A 16842-nucleotide genomic window follows, 5' to 3' on the forward strand; every position below is an offset into this window, starting at 1 on the left:
TTTCTTTGGGACACTTTTACATAGGCTTTTAAAAATTCGTTACGATAACGGTAGTTAATCAAAGAAATAAATTATTGAAAGGTGGCATTTTTATGCAAGGTTACAATTATCGTGAATTTTCACCAGGTAACAATATCTGGCAGAAACAACCCCGATTGCTATTTTTAAATTTTGAACGTCTCGCCGTATTGGGAGGCTTTTTCCTCTTTACGTATATCATGCTCTCCAAAGCATTTTCTTATCAATTTACTTTTTCCAAAGGCTTTTTTCTGGTGGTTATGGTCGTGACTGCAATTTATGCGATTCTACCAGCACCCAGTAACCCCAATAGTTTAGTAATTGATGAAGTGTTTGTGCGTGGTCCTAAAACCATTAGTTCACAAAGTCTTCATGGGTCGATGAAATGTATGCCACTGGAGAAGGAGGATTAAATGGGATTCAAAAAAGCCAAAAAGCAAAAATTTTCTCTCAAGCAACTTGCTGAATTACGCCGGCCGCAAGTCGGTGTTTTAGATATATTGCCGTTTAAACGATTCGAAGGTGACGATAACTTGTTAGTGTTGGCAGGTGAAAACAAACAAGATGCTGGCTATATGGACATGTTAACGATTTACGGGAAGGATTTAGATTTCGTTTATGGGGTCGGTTCTGAAGGGGCTTCTAATATTATTCGAGATTATCACTTACTGCTCAATACGTTTACCAGTGATTTTGATATTATCATCACACGAATGGCAGCAGAAACAACGATTCAACAACGGGCTTGGTTAGCCAATCGGCAAGCGATTGATCAAGAAATGGCACAGACTACTGATCAACGTCGTTACCGTCAATTACAACTGCGTTATCAATTAGTTACTCGCCAAATAGAAAGTTTACGGCATGTAGCAGAAAACGTGAAGCACCAAAGCTATACAGCATTTATTTACGGGGAGTCCGCAGCCGAAACCCGGACCGCCAGAGAAATCTTTATGAGTTCTGGCGGGCGGGCAATCACAGCTCAACCAATGTTATTAGATAAAAAAAAGACGATGTTGCAAATCTTACAAGATCCAACACAACAACTAAATCAATAGCTAAAAAGGAGGCTCCTTATGAAACGCAGTGTTGCGGCTAAATTACGCAATCAAGGGTATGACTTAGATTTAATCTGGCAGGTTCAAAATCCGAGTCCAACTATTTACCATTCAGATTATATTCATTTTGGTAATGGAGTCGGCACCATCGTGACGATTTATGATTATCCCAAAGAGACCCAACAACAAATGTGGTTCCGTAATCTGCTGGATACGGATAACACGATTACGATTCTTAAAGTGGGTACCGAAAGTCGTGCCAAAGTAGAAAAAGCCTTGCAAGACGCAGCTAATGCTAACAATGCAATTTTAGGAGATAAATGGCAAAATGACCAACGCAAGCTGTTGGCCAGCAATGAATATCAACAAAATATGGCCGATTTAAACGATGCGTTGAATGGCCAAGAAATTTATAAGCGTTTGTATGTCCGCGTGTTATTTACGGAACGTACGATTGAAAAATTACGCACAAAACTAGACGCCTTCCGCCAACGGTTGAGTAACTATAAATCAATGGTTTATGCCGGTGAAATGGCTAACCACATGCGTCAATTCTTTGTACCTGCAATGAAAGTACAAGATTTAGCGTTGAAAGATAAGGGTTTTCCGATGAAATCTTACTCATTGGCGGGTACCTATGCCTTTAATCAAACGTTTTTGGCAGACGCGCGTGGTGCAAACTTGGCCACGACGTTTCAAGGTGGCGAAGTGACGTTTGACCCGAGCCACTCTGATGGTAAACACCGCACAACGGCTTATAACTTAACCATTGGTGACGCCGGTTCAGGAAAATCAACCTGGATGCATCAACAATTAGATCCACTCTTTGCCCGTGGTGATACGATTTGGTTATTTGATCGGACCCGTCGCTATTTCCCACATATTCAACAATTAGGGGGGCTGATTTTAACGATGGATGGTTCCCAAAATCGGGTTAATATCCTTCATGTCTTCGGGACGGTCCTAGATGAAAATGGCCAAATTGATGTGATTAATTCTTTCTTACAACACTTAGAAAAAGTCAAAACGTATTATGCCACGTTAAATCCTGAAGCAGGTGTTGGTGAATTAAATCTATTCATGGATGAATTACGTCGCTTTTATATCGAAGATCAAGAAATATGGTCATATTCACCAGAAGATCACCCAGAAGAATTACGGATTATTGGTTTGGATGCCAATGCTTATCCGACGTTAGAAACATTTATCAGTTATCTGCAAGCGCGTCTGTTGAATGCTCGTGATTTTACGGGGAATAATCGGGAACGACTAGATAACATTGTGATGGTCCTTAATAATCTATTAAACCAGTATGGTTCAAAGGTTAATGGGCATACAAACGTTCCTGATTTATCAAATGAACAACTTATCATGTTCGATACTGCTGGGATGTCCGAATGGGACCCCAAGGTTTATGCAGCCCAGTATTTTAGTATTATGTCCTTGATGAATTCCTATGTCGTGATGAATGGGTATGAACAACTTGCACGTGAACAGCGTGGTGAGTTCACCAAAGAAACCGTCGCAGATGGTACAGCAGCTCCTAAATATTTTTGGTGGATTCAGGATGAAGCGGATGACGTCATCAATTATACGAATCCATTAGGCATTTCCTTTGCCGACAAAATGATGCAACAGCAACGTAAGAATTATTTTGGCTTGTTTATGATTTTCCCAGGACTTAAAAACGTGTTACCAACAGGACAACAACAAGATTCAGAAGAAGCCCGTGCCATGACCGATTTTTTCAATCGTTTTCAAAATCATCACATTGGACGGTTACCAGAAGATGATAAAAACCGTTATGCCAACGTGACGAGTCGTTCAGATGCCACGCCGGATCAATTAAATACTTTACCAATGCTACAAGTAGGACAATTCTTACTAATCTTACGTGGCTTCCAGTCCATCTTTATTACGGCTTATCGACCAACCGATGATGAACTACGGATGTATGGTGGGGGTATCTAATATGAGTAAAAAAGAAAAGAAACCAGCAGTCAGTCGTTTGCATCGGTACAAGCCCAGTACGATTCGTGCTGATGCAGAACGTGATTACCAGCACTATAAGGAGACGGGTGAGTGGCCTAAAAAAGATCCAGCTGTGGTGAAACGCACACTGCGCTTATTATTAATCACCGTCGTGATTTTCTTAGTGTTGGGCATTATGCTGTTGCTGCAAGCGATTGGGGGTTAGCCGATGAAAAAAGCCATTACAGTTTGGTTTTGGGTTAAAATTTTAATTCCGGTACTACTTGTTTTACTGGGTTTGTTTTTCTTTTTTCTGGTGGTCATTAACTTATTAGCCGGTGGCGGCGGTGATGATAGTAGCGTCTGTTACACCAGCAATAACGATACACCGTCCGGTGCAGGCATTGGGGGTGATTGGAAAGACAGTAAGTCCAATACCCACAAAGCAATGCAAACTGCAGCTGATAAATTTAAAAATGAGCTCCATATGAGTGGTGATAACATTGCCGCTGCGTTAGCCATTGGTTTGCGTGAAAGTCAATTCAATCCCAAAGCTGTTAATCCTGGCGGGCAAGTGAAAGGCATTTGGCAATGGGGTGCCGGTAATGTGAATGGTAATCGGTATAAAGATACGCAAGACAATGTGGATAGTCAAATCAACTTAGCCATTAAAGAATTGAAAACAACGCATGCAGCGACGTTATCGGATATGCACAACGCTGACTTAACCCATTCACTGGAAGCCTGGGACGTGCATTTTGAAGGTGTTGCTGCTTCTGATCCGCAACGAAAAGCCACGGAAACCTTAGCTACAGCACAGAAGGTCAAAAAAGTTTTTAAGCTAGATTTTTCTGGTAGTTTAATAGATTTAACGGGTGGTGATTCAAACACAGCTCAAGGTGGGGCAACCTTAAATCCAAATAATTGCCCACCTGCAATGGGGACAAGTTCTGGTTTGCCAATTAAAGGTCAGTACAATATCACCGGTGGGTATCCCAATTACCAAGGTGCCGGCGGTAGCCCACATTATGGGGTGGATTTCCAATCGGTCGGCGCAAAGGAAACGGGTGATTCCAGCAACGTTTATGCCGTTGCTGACGGTAAGGTGTATGCCAAAACCTCGGATTCAACCGGTGGTAATTATGTCGTGATTAAAAATAATGATGGCAGTTATACCTATTACGGTCACGCCCCTTCACAAAGTGCCATCGTCGTTAATAAAGGGGATACCGTCCATAAAGGGCAACATATTTCACACCAAGGACAAACTGGATTAGCAACAGGTGTGCACGTGCATTTCGGTGTCAACAAAAAGAAGCCGGCCTTTGCCCCACAATCTGATGGTTTAGTTAGTGGTGGTGATTATCTATCAAAGGTACCCCGCAAAGCGGTCCCAGCTAAAGGCCAAACCGTACCTGCCGGACCATTTTCAACGGATCAAACCAAAGACAAAAAGTAGGTGAATGATGAAAGTTAAACAATATGCAAAAACAATTGTCGTCTTATTAGCCAGTCTAGCAATTGCAGCTGGTGGATATTGGACCTGGCAGAACTACACTTACCATGACACCAAGCAACCGCAACAAATTTTACGGCAACAACAAACAACGCAAGATGACGTTGTGTTGATTTTCCACAAAACCGGTTGTCCCGACTGTCAGCAAGTCGTCCGCCAAGTCAATCGAACGATTAAACAAGGCCAAGCCGATCATTATGTGATTGTCGACACGAAAGACTCAAAATTATATCAAAAATACAACGTCATTGAAGTGCCAACTGCGATTCATTTAAGAGGTAGTCAAGAAGTAGCGCGGTACTCGGGGGCCAATAATCCCCAACGATTGACAAAAGTTATTAAAGCAATAAAGGAGTAAAGGTTGATGGATAAACCAAAGCTATATCGCGGCCTAGTCAAATTGGTTTTAGGATTAAGTGTTCTCTTTGCCGGGTTAGCGATTATCTACTGGCAGCAACAAACCAAACAACAACAGACTACGCATAATCAAATACAACAAGTGCAAAAGAAACAACGAGCGACGCAAAAACAACAGCAAAAGCCAGAAAAATTGGTTAATGATGCCATTTATCAAAAACGGACGGTGGCCTTTTTAGATCGTGCGTTAGCTGGTGCAACTAAGCAAGGTGATATTACTGCCAAGGATGAAACCTACGGCAATGCCGATGCTTATACGGCGATTCAAGCAATTGTCGGTATGAATAGCGGCATGAAATTAACCCAGCATGATTTGCAGTTTAACAAAATGGCCGATGGGGAAATTGTTGGTGATGGTCAGATTGAAATTGAAGCTTTTGGTATCTCGGATGATAAAAAAGCGAAAACCCGACATACGAAAACAAAATTTACGGTGTTAGTCACATTAAGTAAATACCAGCATCAATTACGCGTCGAAGATATTCAATTAGGAGAGGTGAAAGCAAGTGAGAACGCCAACGACACAATCTACTAAGCGCTTTTATTTTATTTGGGGTGGCTTGAGCGTGGTGGCAATTGTTATCGGTTTTGTTTTTATTTTCATGGGTGCCAATCAAAAAGCAACACAAACCGAACAACAAGACCACTTACAGCAGCAACAAACGCAGCAAAAGTTATCCAAATTTGAACGGGAACGCCCCCTATATAGTCAAACAGAAAAACGATTGGATACCTTTATGAGTGCTTACTTTAATTACGACGATCAAAAAGGCTATAATCACCGTCGTAAAGCGGCCAAAAAAGTGGTCAGTCAGGCTGTGTATGACAATCGAAAATTATTCAAAGAAGATAAGTATAGTAAAACCCGCCAGTTAGGCTTACAGTCAACCTTTGTAAAAAATCAAATTATCCCGACGAAGATTACTGATCAACAATTAGAAGCCACGGTTTATACAACTCAAAGATTGAATTTTGAAGATGAAGATGGCAAAGACACGGTGAAAGTCTTTCAGGTAACGTATGATGGAGAGACTGATAAATTAGTGAAAATTGAGCAACGAGGAATTTACAATATCGCTGTTGATAGCACGGAAACAGTTGATTAGTAAATGTAAATAAGAAAGGTGGCAGATATGAACTGGATACCACAACTTATGGCTGCTGGTCAGGGGGATTTAAGTAGTTCGGCTGCAAAAGAATTAGGACACGCTTTATGGCAAAATTCTGCACAGGGTCATTATATTGTTGATTATGTTAAATATTTTAGTAACCTAATTGAGTTAAGTGAATTTTTACGGGTGACACAAGTTCATTTACGTACCGCAATGGTCAAAGCTGATCAACATGGTAGTCGTCAATTTAGAATGAATGATCATGTTATTCGGTTTAATAATAACGAGGGTTATCAGTCTTTTTTAAAACCTAAAAACTTCTAAAAAACTTAACTGACTTAGGTAATTAGATTTTAAGGAGCAACTGTTCATTTGGTATTTTGCACTGCCAAGTTGAACGGTTGTTCTTTTAGTTTAAAAATTTCTTTGGGACACTTTTACATAGGCTTTTAAAAATTCGTTACGATAGGGTTGCACTAGAGATAGTGACAATAATTTTTTTGGAGGTCACATTATGACAACAGTAACAAAACCTTGGTCACGAGGATTATCCGCAACCGCTCTTAGTGCTGGGACAGCTTTATTGGTCAGCAGTCAAGCTACTTTAATTCATGCTGCCGCACTAGAAGAAACTGCTAAGAATACCGGAAGTAAGGTTATTACTTTCTTAATTCTACTAACAGTTGTTTTAGGGGCGATTGGGGCTGCTTTAGGAATTGCTATGATGGCATCAGGTAATCAAATGCTACATGCTTCTGGCACCAAAAAAGTGATGATTGGTTTAGCTAGCATCGTTGGAATTCTATGCTTAGGTTTGGGGGTTACCTGGATTGTTCAAACCGTTACCAGTGCTGGTGGTGGCTTTACTTGGCAATGGCCATTTTAAAGTAACCAATTAACTCGAAAGGAGGTCAGATATGCCCTGGTTGAAAACAAGAAAACGACCATCGATTGATTTAGGCGCTTATCGGGCACAGATTGTTAAATCTAACTTGGATCGTGAAAATCCATTAATCAAAAATATCATTGCAGAAACCGGTCAAATTGCACAAACGTGGCCGAATTTAAAATTAGATGAATTAAAAGCACTGACAGAAAAATTACAACAAACCGTGGTAACGGCAACGGGTGAAATTGTCCCGTTAGGTGACGTTAGTTTTTTAACAGTTGATCCGCAAAATCCTAAAAAGGTGGTTGAAACAGGTATCACGTGGGAAAAAGCCACTGTTAAGCCGGATATGGAAAATTTTGTTGTGGAAACGGTCAATCAAGTTTTGAATGATGAACAAGTCCGTTTGGATGACGATTTAACTTATACTGACTTAGCGGAAGCCTTAACCAGTTTTCTGGCGGCTAGTCATGATTTAGGTGGCTTTGCTTATCAGGAGTTACCAGAACTACCAAGTGAAGAAAAATATGTAGAAGCTGTAGAAAATAATCAAATTATTCATTTATTACCTAAACGTTTGATTGTTAGCGAAGCAGCGCCCGTTGGCCAGCAAGCTAACGAGCAGGCAAGTAATGATGATGTGCGAGCAACACCGACGAAACCAGAAGTGAAATCATCAGAAGCTGCATCTGAATCAGTTAGTGCCACTAGTCAAGCATCATCAGAAGCAACACCTGCAGTAGTCAATGATGAACCGGTTAAAGCACAATTTGATAACAGTACGGTCACCATTGCAAGTCTGATTAAGGCTTTTGATGTGAAAACGTCGTTTTTTAAGACCGCATCAATTGATGAACAACAGGTTGTAGTTCCGGAAAGTGATAACTATGTTGATGTGATGATGGCACGGGAAACACAAGAGGCCAATACTTTCATGCAACAAACTGCTGATAAAGTGGCCGATGCTTATCGAGAAACTTTGACGCAAAACATTGCTGATGTGCATGAGGATACGCAAGCCATTGATGAGTTACTTGCGACTGATTGGCAAACCCCTGTTAAACAACAAGTGACGCAACGGCATACCAAAGATTATAGGGAACGCTTAGATAATTCACTACAAGCGTTAGAGTCCGATTATCAACAAGCCGTGGCAGATGAAGAACAACGCCATACACAAACATTAGCTAAACTTGAACAAAATTTAACGGCTGATAAAGCTAAGACCACGGAGAAATTAACAGCCGATCGTGATCAAATTATTCAACATGAAATTGCCCAGATTATTACAACCCAAACGCAATATATTGAACAGGAAGTGCAACAATTACGCTACAATCAAGCAGAATTTAAACGCCATAAGGTGATAGATCAAATTGTCACTGGTCAAAAAGAAGCCAACGAATTGTTGACGAAAGCTTATCGACAATTATCAAGTGGCCTTGAAGAGCGCCGTCAAGAGTTTATGAAAGAACACGAGCAGGCCCTTGCAATCCGTCAGGATTCAGACCAAGCACAAGCTGAAAAGGAACGCTTGCAATTTGCGAATGCAGAAGTGCTCAATCTTGAGGAACGTCATGATCAACTTAAATCAGTTAGAATGGATCTAGAAGGTCAGATTGGTCAATTGCAAGCAGAATCTTCTAAGTGGCAGTTCCGCGCTGAAACAGCACAGGAAGACTTAGAACGTGTGAAGCAACAATTGGCCACTGTTAATCAACAATATGAGCATCGCTTGCAGAGTGATCAAGTTGATTTAGCGCAGCATCAACAATTAGCACAACAAGCCCGCCAAGCCAAGTTAGCGAAGTGGTTGCATCCATTTAAAAGTCGGCAAAAAGAAACTGAACATGTCTCACAATCGTGAGCAAACCCGTCATGCCTGGTGGTCAGTTTTTAACTGAATGAGGTTCGATTCCTGGTCATGATGATTGCCGAATGATCAGCAACTAATAAGACATTAAACATCAAAGGAGAGGGGGACGTAAAATGTTCTTTAAATTAAAACGATTGCAGCAACGGCTTAGTTATTATTTTGGTTATATGTGGTCGTTCTTTTTTTACATTGCACCAAGTTTTATAGTAGTTGACATGTTTAATCAGGGAGAAGTAAAGTTTGGCTTAGCGTTTGTATGTTTTGGCTTTTTCATGAGTGTTTTGTGTTTTATGACCAGCCGAGAAAAGAAAAAACGTTATCATGAAACGCAAGTTGCACTTGCTGAACTTGATGAAAAAATTCGAAAGACAGGTTATGAATGAGTACCGTATCCTAGCTGAGAAGCCTAGCCAAGCACGTGCATATGTTGAGGCTTTTCAACACAATACTAAGAAACTGGTTTACTTTGAAGTAAGTGACCCGGTTTTGCCGTCAGATACAACTATTATGTTAATTAGCCAAGTTGGTAAAGAACGAATCATTATGTCAGGTCAATCATCTTAGAGTATAATAAGTCTCAATTATTTAAATTAAATGAAGGAAAATAGTTACAATGATTAAACATAGAACATTTAAGGATTCAGACGCAGAAGAAGTTGCAAATGTAGTTAAGGAAACTATGTTAACTACCAATATAAAGGATTATTCTAAAGAATATTTAGACAATGATCTAAAAAGACTTACTGCTCAAGATTTTATAGAGAGAGCAAAATATTTACACTGCTATGTATTTATTGATAATTCTATAAACAAGATTATTGCAGTTGGTTCAATTAGTGCATATTGGGATAAAAATGATGAAAGTAGCCTGTTTAATATTTTTGTATCGCCTAAGTATCAAGGACAAGGAATTGGTAAGCAACTTATCCAAGTATTAGAACAGGACGAATATTTTACAAGAGCCAAGCGCATTGAAATTCCCGCTTCAATTACCGGTTTAGGATTTTACCAAAAAATGGGTTATTCATTTAAAAACGGTAATAGTATTCTTGATGATGAACAATTATATCGCTTAGAAAAATTTAATTAAAAATATCTGTACAAAATCATGCCAATGGCGTTAAAGTTACTAATTGAGGGAGTGACATCTTTTATATTGAAATGTTTTGCCTGTACACAAACCCACCGCTGATAGTGAATTTCTTATTTAGTAAGAGTTTAAAGAGCAAGGCTCTACATTATATTTATTAAGTACTGCTTTAACAAGGTCAGGTATTGGGATTTCAAGATAATAATGTCGTACTATCAAATAATTCAAAATTATTTCCAATTCATGATATTTTATACATTGGATAAATGGAATTTTTTGTGTAGCAAATTAAATATAGATAATTGCTTTTTTTATGATTCTCTATATTTTTACTACAATTAGATTGTTTCTTCTGTCGGTCCATGAAATCCGGATTGATGCACAAAAAAGCCAGCAAAGTTGCTGGCTTTTTTGTGCGTATTTGAGTGTTGAGAAACGCATTCTACGACCATTTTTATTGTATTAAGTGGTACCTTGTCCAGTAACGACAATTCAAATTCATCTAATAACAGTGTAATTGGAGTAATATTGCTTATTATAATTGAAATTAACCATGAAAATAGTTTAAAGAAATATGATTTAAAAGGTAGGTCAAATGTTATGAGTCAATCCATTTCGTATGAAGAACGAATAAAAATTGAACTATTGATTAAGGAAGGTTATTCATTAATTAGAATAGCTGAACGATTAAACAGAAACCGCTCATCAATCACGCGAGAAATCCGACGAGGCACTGCAGATAATAAAAAAGATAATTTACGTTATCCAACAAAATTACTGAAATCTATGTACCGTGCTCGCGATGCGCAATTTCGCGCCCAAAATCGGCGGCATCATGCTGGTAGACCTTCGTCATTGACTAATTATAAAAAACAAGTTTTACAAACAGAAATACAACAGCATCACTTTACACCCGGTCAAGTGGTTGCAAAGCATCGGCGTTTATTTTCAAATACAACTGTGATTTATACCTGGATCAATCAGAATAAAATTCCAGGGCTATCAAACCAGGATTTGCCAATGCAAGGGAAACGGTATCGTCGTAATATAAACCGGGCATTGAATAAATACAGACGACCTTTAGCAAAAAAATATCAACGTCGTTATCGGTCTTTTCGACCGCTTGTCACACCGGAAGAAGTTGGTCAGTATATTGGACAACGACGCAGTATCAATGAGCGGCCGGCATCAATTAATCAGCGTCGTACTTTTGGTCATTGGGAAATGGATGGGGTTGAAAGCAAAAATCATCAGGGCTCCTTATTAATTACCTTTGTTGAACGTAAAACACGTTATCAAGTAGCTATTAAAGCAAAATCCAAGAGTGCTTTGGAAATTGTGAGGGTACTTAGTCAATTTAAACACCAGTATGGTCGTTATGTGAAATCAATCACATGCGATAATGGGCACGAATTTGTGAATAGTCGTGTGGTGAAGTTTATTTTGTGTTATTTAGGGGATTTATACGTGGCCAATACTTATGCGCCGTACGAGCGAGCAACTAATGAGCGGACTAATCGAAACTTACGCGCCCGATGGTATTTTCCCAAAGGCACTTTGTTTAGTGATGTCACGCAGCAACAAGTTAATCAAGTGATCAACGAGATTAATAGTAAACCGCTGACACATGCTGTTAAGAGTCAGAAATCCCCAAATTATCTGTTTAAACGAGCAACAAGGCGTTTACAAGTAACTGCATGAAAGTAACCGTAGTTTAACAAATATCGTTGCAAAAGCCTGATAAAGCTATTTTTTAAAAACAGCATAATGAGGCTGGTTTTTGTGTGCTTAAAAAATATAAAAAGATGCAATAATTTTTAATTTTGCTAATTTAAGGACGATATATTGAAGCTGGTTACTAAATTAATGTAAAAAACACAAATTTATCGTGAAGAATTGTAAAATGTCATTAAATTGTTAAAAAGCTGGCTGAATACTAGCAAATCAGACTTTATAAGCATCAAAAAAATGGCAAAATTACTTGAGTTGCATTAAATACTTGACAATACCTGTTTTTAACGCAATTTGCCAACACAGGTGAATCACCATTTGATAATTTATTTAAAAATAAATAAGAAAGACGGTGTTTACTCGTGAAGTGCTCCATAATTGTTAGACATACAATCTAACGATTATGGGATATTTTTATATGACTAAATTTAAAATTGATGCCGTGCAACGTTACTTTAACCACAACTTTCATTAGATACACTTTCAACAAAGGCCAAGCCTACGTCTTGGCCTTTTTGTGCATTGAAGCGCCCTATAATTGTTTAGATTGTAAAGCTAACAATTATAGGGCGCTTCGGTCTTGCATATCTAAAAATACTTTAATTGTTCTTGGATCAATGTCAAATGCACGTCCAAGTTCTGCATAATTGAGTTAATGTGTTCCATACGAATTTTTGGATTAAATAGTAAAGATTTTTCCAATCAGGTGGCCCAGGAGCAGATTTCCAAATAACTTGTTTACCCTGAAATGATGGATTATACACATCTGAAATAAATTTTTTTGTTTCTCTATTAATTTTTTTATTAACGACAACATTGAAAAAATTTTTATCAGTTATCGTTTTAACTGTTTTTGCAATGTAGTTATTATAAAAATCACTATCAGTAAAATCAATGGCTATATAAATAGGGTTAATACAGGGCGTCAAAAATAATTCAGTTAATCTTAATAAATAATAGATATTATCTATTTAATTAATAGTTTTACTATTTAATGTGATTGGATAAGCCTCTTTATCAATATCTTGAATTAACAACGTCAGAACCTTTTTTATTTTATCATTTGTAAATTTCTATTAAAACAAAGTCATCCGTTGACATTTTTTGCCATACATCTTACGAAGTGATTAGTAAGCAGTTTGATTTTAGGAGTTGTATTAAAATGATAAAATTTACATTTTCTTTTTTAGTTATGATAAACCCCATTTTAGAGCGATAGTAATTGATAAATATAAAAAAATTTAATTCGAGTCTTTGACTTTTTGTGGGATTGATATTCCATATTTGAGAGGCATAGGTAATAGAATTTCTTAGTTTAAGAGAAGAAATTTTTGAGTTGTAATACGGCTCTATAAATTCAAAATATGAAAAATATTTAAATACCGTGTATATGTAATATCGAAGCTTTATTTCAGTTTGAGAAATATTTTTAATAAGACTTTTCCCTAGACGATTAAACATATTTTTTTTGGCCTAAAATAGGTTGAAATACTTATGTTTAAATTTTGTGCAAAGGATTCATTAGATTGATTTTTAATGTTAGAAAAGCATGACAAAAAATTTGGAAGTTAATTGAATTTCTAGCTTCATAGGATATTGCTTGATGAACACTGGTGCTATTTATTAAAGTGCAACTCAATAAACCATTTGAGTGAGTCATTTTAATTTGTAGGATAGTTTTTGAAATATCTTCGACTTCTTCTAACAAATGATGCATTTTATAGCTACTTATAGCTAATTCTTTTTTTAACTTATATATGGAATAAGTAGTTTGATTCTGATCGTATAGTAATTCAAAAAAATTAATACTCAATAATCGATTTTCATCAATAAAAGGTGTAAATGTTTGTAACATATCATATAACTCCAATAACCATTATTTAACTTTCATCAGTAGAATAAGAAATTTACCTCGATTAGTAATTTTTATTATTAAATTATGGCAACAATTAGAATTCTGTATCAAAAAAGAAGAACTGTTTTATGCAATTATTAGTAATAAATATCATTTTTTTATTAACCTGTGAAATTAATGAGATAAATTTGAGAAAATCGTTCTCCTTTAAGCCATTATTTTTACTAATATTTCTCTATAGGTTAAATGAAACCTAAATTAATATTTTTTAAATACTATTTTGTAGGAGGATAAAATGGGTTTAGGTAATAGTCGTTTACATTATAAAATGTACAAAGACGGAAAAAAATGGGTTTTTGCAGGATTAGCCTCAATTACCTTGGGAGTGGGGTTGATTGGTAGCGATGTAATCGTTCATGCTGATGTTTCAGAAAATTTTCAGACAATGACAAGTAGTAAAAATGATGCGACGAGTGTGCTGTCTTATAGTAACGAAGTACCAGATGAGGGTGCAGTATCAAAAGAAGAAGCGTCTTCTTTATCTGAATCTGTGCCAAAACAAGATGTTAAATCAGAAAGCGTCAAATCTGGAAAGACTACTGAAGCTGAAGTTACACAGTCTTCTAATAACGAAGTCAATGATAGTTCTGATACTGACAAGAGTGGCATTGAAGACGCTGAGAATTCTACGAGAGAAACGTCAGTTGCTGATAGTGATGATGAAGAAAGTAGTACTTCTACTAATAATTTGTCTGAAAAGCCTGTTTATGACCAAGCACAGAGCAGTTCATCTGAGGAAACCGATGAATCTTTAAGTACTAGTGGCAATTTTACTGAAGAAAAAGAAGGAAATTCAGTGAATAGTTTTGATGCTGATAAAAATGTTGTTAATTCAGATAGTGATATGGTTACTGATGATGTAACAAGTGATTCAGCAGATAAATTAAGTCAACAGGATAATGAAAGTACTGCAGATTTAAATACAAATATTTCTCATGAAGAACAAAAAAAAGATGATACTGTTGATGATAACTCAAATTCTAAAAAAACAGAGCAGAATAAAAAAGTAGATATCAATAAAGCAGTCACAATTAATTCAGATGAAAAAGTTGTAAACAATAATGTTTCGGCACAAAATGCTAGTGTAAGTGATCCAGATTATCCTAAGGATATGTGGGTTGATCCCGATCAAAATCACTATTCATTTTATTATTTGTTAAGTCGTGATAAACGACAACAAATTATTTTATCTACTAATCGTGCAGGATCAGGCATTGTATACGTTCATTTAATTGACGCTCGAAATAAAAATGTTCTTGAAGAAAAGACACTAGAAAAGGGGAAGACCGTTAATTTATCAAACGGGACTAAAATTTATAATGATGACTATACTGGACTAGTTGCTGGTGGAAGAGAATCTTGGTCACGTGAGTATGCCACTGGAGGCTATAATCCAGGGGTATTGTATAACAAAGTTACTTTTTTCGTTCCAAAACTAATTACGCAAACGGTATCTTATGTTGATGAGAATGGTAATAATATTGTCGATGTAAACGGCCATGAAATTAAACCTATTACACAAGATGGACTAACAGGACAGAAATATACTACTGATGGTCCGAAGTTGGTCAATGGCTACTATAATGAACATTATTTAGTTATACCTGAGAATGCTTCTGGTACAATGTCGCAATTTGGTACTGTTGGAGATCAGTATGTTAGAGATTTTCATAATGGTTATAAAATAGTCTTTACCGAAGTTGATGGTAAAGGTACAATGGATGCCAAAATATATGATGCTAAAGGCAATACGGTTTATACAAAATTAGGACTTCAAAAAGATCAAATTATTGAAGGAGCCTATAAATATCCTGAAGGATCGATAACTGTTTCTAATCCATATGTTGATCAAACAAAAGATGTTCGATATGTTTACCGTCAACTAGGCTCATTGGTACCTGACGTACCAGGTGTGGACCCAGTGCCATATCCAAATGATCCAACGGACCCAACTAAGCCGGGTGAGCCAATTATTCCTGATGTACCAGGTTATACGCCAGTTGATCCATCAGGAAAGCCAGTTACCCCAGGTGATGGTTATCCCGTTGATCCAACTAAGCCAGGTGACGATACGCCATTGCATTATGAAGCTAATGAGCAACATGCGACCGTCAACTACGTTGATGCCACAACTAGTCAAACGATTAAGGTTGACCAGCTAACCGGTGCCAGCGATACAACGAGTGATTACCGCACAAACCAGAACATTCAAGACTTGGTTAACCAAGGTTATGAACTAGTTTCAGATAATTACCCAGCTGACGGGGTGGTCTTCGATCATGACGATGCCGCTAACCAAGAGTATACGGTTACATTGAAGCACAAGACGACAACCGTTACGCCTGAAGAACCAGGTAAGCCAGGTGAGCCAATCGATCCTGAGAATCCAGATGGACCAAAGTATCCGGTCGATACGGATTACGCAGCTTTGCATCACACCGTGAACCAAACGGTTCAATACGTGGATGAAGCTGGGAACGAGGTCTTCGCACCGGTAACTGATCAAGTTAACTTTGACCGCACTGGTGTGATTGATGAAGTGACTGGTGAAGTGACTTACACTGATTGGCAGGCTGAAAATGACGACAAAGTCTTCGACGCTAAGCCAACCCCAGTAAAGGATGGTTACTACGCAGATCAAGCCAGTGTACCAGCCCAAACGGTAACGGCTGATAGTGCTGATCAAACGGCAACAGTGGTTTACCATCAACTAGGCTCATTGGTACCTGACGTACCAGGTGTGGACCCAGTGCCATATCCAAATGATCCAACGGACCCAACTAAGCCGGGTGAGCCAATTATTCCTGATGTACCAGGTTATACGCCAGTTGATCCATCAGGAAAGCCAGTTACCCCAGGTGATGGTTATCCCGTTGATCCAACTAAGCCAGGTGACGATACGCCATTGCATTATGAAGCTAATGAGCAACATGCGACCGTCAACTACGTTGATGCCACAACTAGTCAAACGATTAAGGTTGACCAGCTAACCGGTGCCAGCGATACAACGAGTGATTACCGCACAAACCAGAACATTCAAGACTTGGTTAACCAAGGTTATGAACTAGTTTCAGATAATTACCCAGCTGACGGGGTGGTCTTCGATCATGACGATGCCGCTAACCAAGAGTATACGGTTACATTGAAGCACAAGACGACAACCGTTACGCCTGAAGAACCAGGTAAGCCAGGTGAGCCAATCGATCCTGAGAATCCAGATGGACCAAAGTATCCGGTCGATACGGATGT

Annotated in this window: 17 protein-coding genes; 16 read left to right on the forward strand and 1 reads right to left on the reverse strand. The window is 38.0% G+C overall.

Annotation, left to right across the window (positions count from 1 at the left end):
* Positions 1 to 92 precede the first annotated feature (92 nt).
* The 15 genes from FFM55_RS07880 (at position 93) to FFM55_RS07950 (ending at position 11648) form a co-directional block, all read left to right on the forward strand.
* Positions 93 to 431: a hypothetical protein gene (locus tag FFM55_RS07880; protein ID WP_137600834.1), complete on the forward strand. Its 339-nt coding sequence runs from the start codon at positions 93 to 95 to the stop codon at positions 429 to 431.
* Positions 432 to 1076: a hypothetical protein gene (locus FFM55_RS07885; protein ID WP_137600835.1), complete on the forward strand. Its 645-nt coding sequence runs from the start codon at positions 432 to 434 to the stop codon at positions 1074 to 1076.
* Between the two features lie 18 nt (positions 1077 to 1094).
* Positions 1095 to 3047, forward strand: coding sequence for a putative type IV secretion/conjugal transfer ATPase (locus FFM55_RS07890; RefSeq protein ID WP_137600836.1), 1953 nt, complete (start codon positions 1095 to 1097; stop codon positions 3045 to 3047).
* A 1-nt stretch (position 3048) separates the two neighbouring features.
* Positions 3049 to 3273 carry a hypothetical protein gene (locus FFM55_RS07895; protein ID WP_170999675.1) on the forward strand — a complete coding sequence of 75 codons (225 nt, stop codon included), beginning with the start codon at positions 3049 to 3051 and terminating at the stop codon, positions 3271 to 3273.
* Positions 3274 to 3276: 3 nt separating this feature from the next.
* On the forward strand, positions 3277 to 4506 hold the full coding sequence (locus FFM55_RS07900; RefSeq protein WP_137600838.1) for a phage tail tip lysozyme: 1230 nt from the start codon (positions 3277 to 3279) through the stop codon (positions 4504 to 4506).
* A 7-nt stretch (positions 4507 to 4513) separates the two neighbouring features.
* Complete coding sequence (locus tag FFM55_RS07905; protein WP_170999676.1) at positions 4514 to 4921, forward strand: thioredoxin family protein; 408 nt, start codon at positions 4514 to 4516, stop codon at positions 4919 to 4921.
* A gap of 6 nt (positions 4922 to 4927) precedes the next feature.
* Positions 4928 to 5515: a hypothetical protein gene (locus tag FFM55_RS07910; protein ID WP_137600840.1), complete on the forward strand. Its 588-nt coding sequence runs from the start codon at positions 4928 to 4930 to the stop codon at positions 5513 to 5515.
* Positions 5487 to 6086 (forward strand): hypothetical protein, encoded by a 600-nt coding sequence (locus FFM55_RS07915; protein ID WP_137600841.1) that lies wholly within the window; start codon positions 5487 to 5489, stop codon positions 6084 to 6086. Before FFM55_RS07910 ends, FFM55_RS07915 begins: the two co-directional genes overlap by 29 nt.
* Positions 6087 to 6113: 27 nt before the next feature.
* Positions 6114 to 6416: a hypothetical protein gene (locus FFM55_RS07920; protein WP_137600842.1), complete on the forward strand. Its 303-nt coding sequence runs from the start codon at positions 6114 to 6116 to the stop codon at positions 6414 to 6416.
* Positions 6417 to 6606: 190 nt separating this feature from the next.
* Positions 6607 to 6978, forward strand: coding sequence for a hypothetical protein (locus FFM55_RS07925; RefSeq protein ID WP_137600843.1), 372 nt, complete (start codon positions 6607 to 6609; stop codon positions 6976 to 6978).
* A gap of 31 nt (positions 6979 to 7009) precedes the next feature.
* Positions 7010 to 8848: a hypothetical protein gene (locus FFM55_RS07930; protein WP_137600844.1), complete on the forward strand. Its 1839-nt coding sequence runs from the start codon at positions 7010 to 7012 to the stop codon at positions 8846 to 8848.
* A 122-nt stretch (positions 8849 to 8970) separates the two neighbouring features.
* Positions 8971 to 9240, forward strand: a complete 270-nt coding sequence (locus FFM55_RS07935) for a hypothetical protein (protein ID WP_137600845.1) — start codon at positions 8971 to 8973, stop codon at positions 9238 to 9240.
* Complete coding sequence (locus FFM55_RS07940) at positions 9233 to 9421, forward strand: hypothetical protein (RefSeq protein ID WP_137600846.1); 189 nt, start codon at positions 9233 to 9235, stop codon at positions 9419 to 9421. Before FFM55_RS07935 ends, FFM55_RS07940 begins: the two co-directional genes overlap by 8 nt.
* A gap of 49 nt (positions 9422 to 9470) precedes the next feature.
* A complete protein-coding gene (locus tag FFM55_RS07945) occupies positions 9471 to 9947 on the forward strand; it encodes a GNAT family N-acetyltransferase (protein ID WP_137600847.1) in 477 nt (158 codons plus the stop codon).
* A gap of 600 nt (positions 9948 to 10547) precedes the next feature.
* Positions 10548 to 11648, forward strand: coding sequence for an IS30 family transposase (locus tag FFM55_RS07950; RefSeq protein WP_137600848.1), 1101 nt, complete (start codon positions 10548 to 10550; stop codon positions 11646 to 11648).
* Positions 11649 to 13176: 1528 nt separating this feature from the next.
* Here the strand turns inward: FFM55_RS07950 and FFM55_RS07955 are convergent.
* A complete protein-coding gene (locus FFM55_RS07955) occupies positions 13177 to 13533 on the reverse strand; it encodes a hypothetical protein (protein WP_137600849.1) in 357 nt (118 codons plus the stop codon).
* A 295-nt stretch (positions 13534 to 13828) separates the two neighbouring features.
* Between FFM55_RS07955 and FFM55_RS07960 the strand changes: the two genes are divergently transcribed.
* Positions 13829 to 16842 (forward strand): mucin-binding protein (locus FFM55_RS07960; RefSeq protein WP_170999677.1); only part of this gene is annotated, 3014 nt, incomplete at its 3' end.

The sequence above is a fragment of the Weissella sagaensis genome, from assembly GCF_005405285.1.
Lineage (GTDB): Bacteria > Bacillota > Bacilli > Lactobacillales > Lactobacillaceae > Weissella > Weissella sagaensis.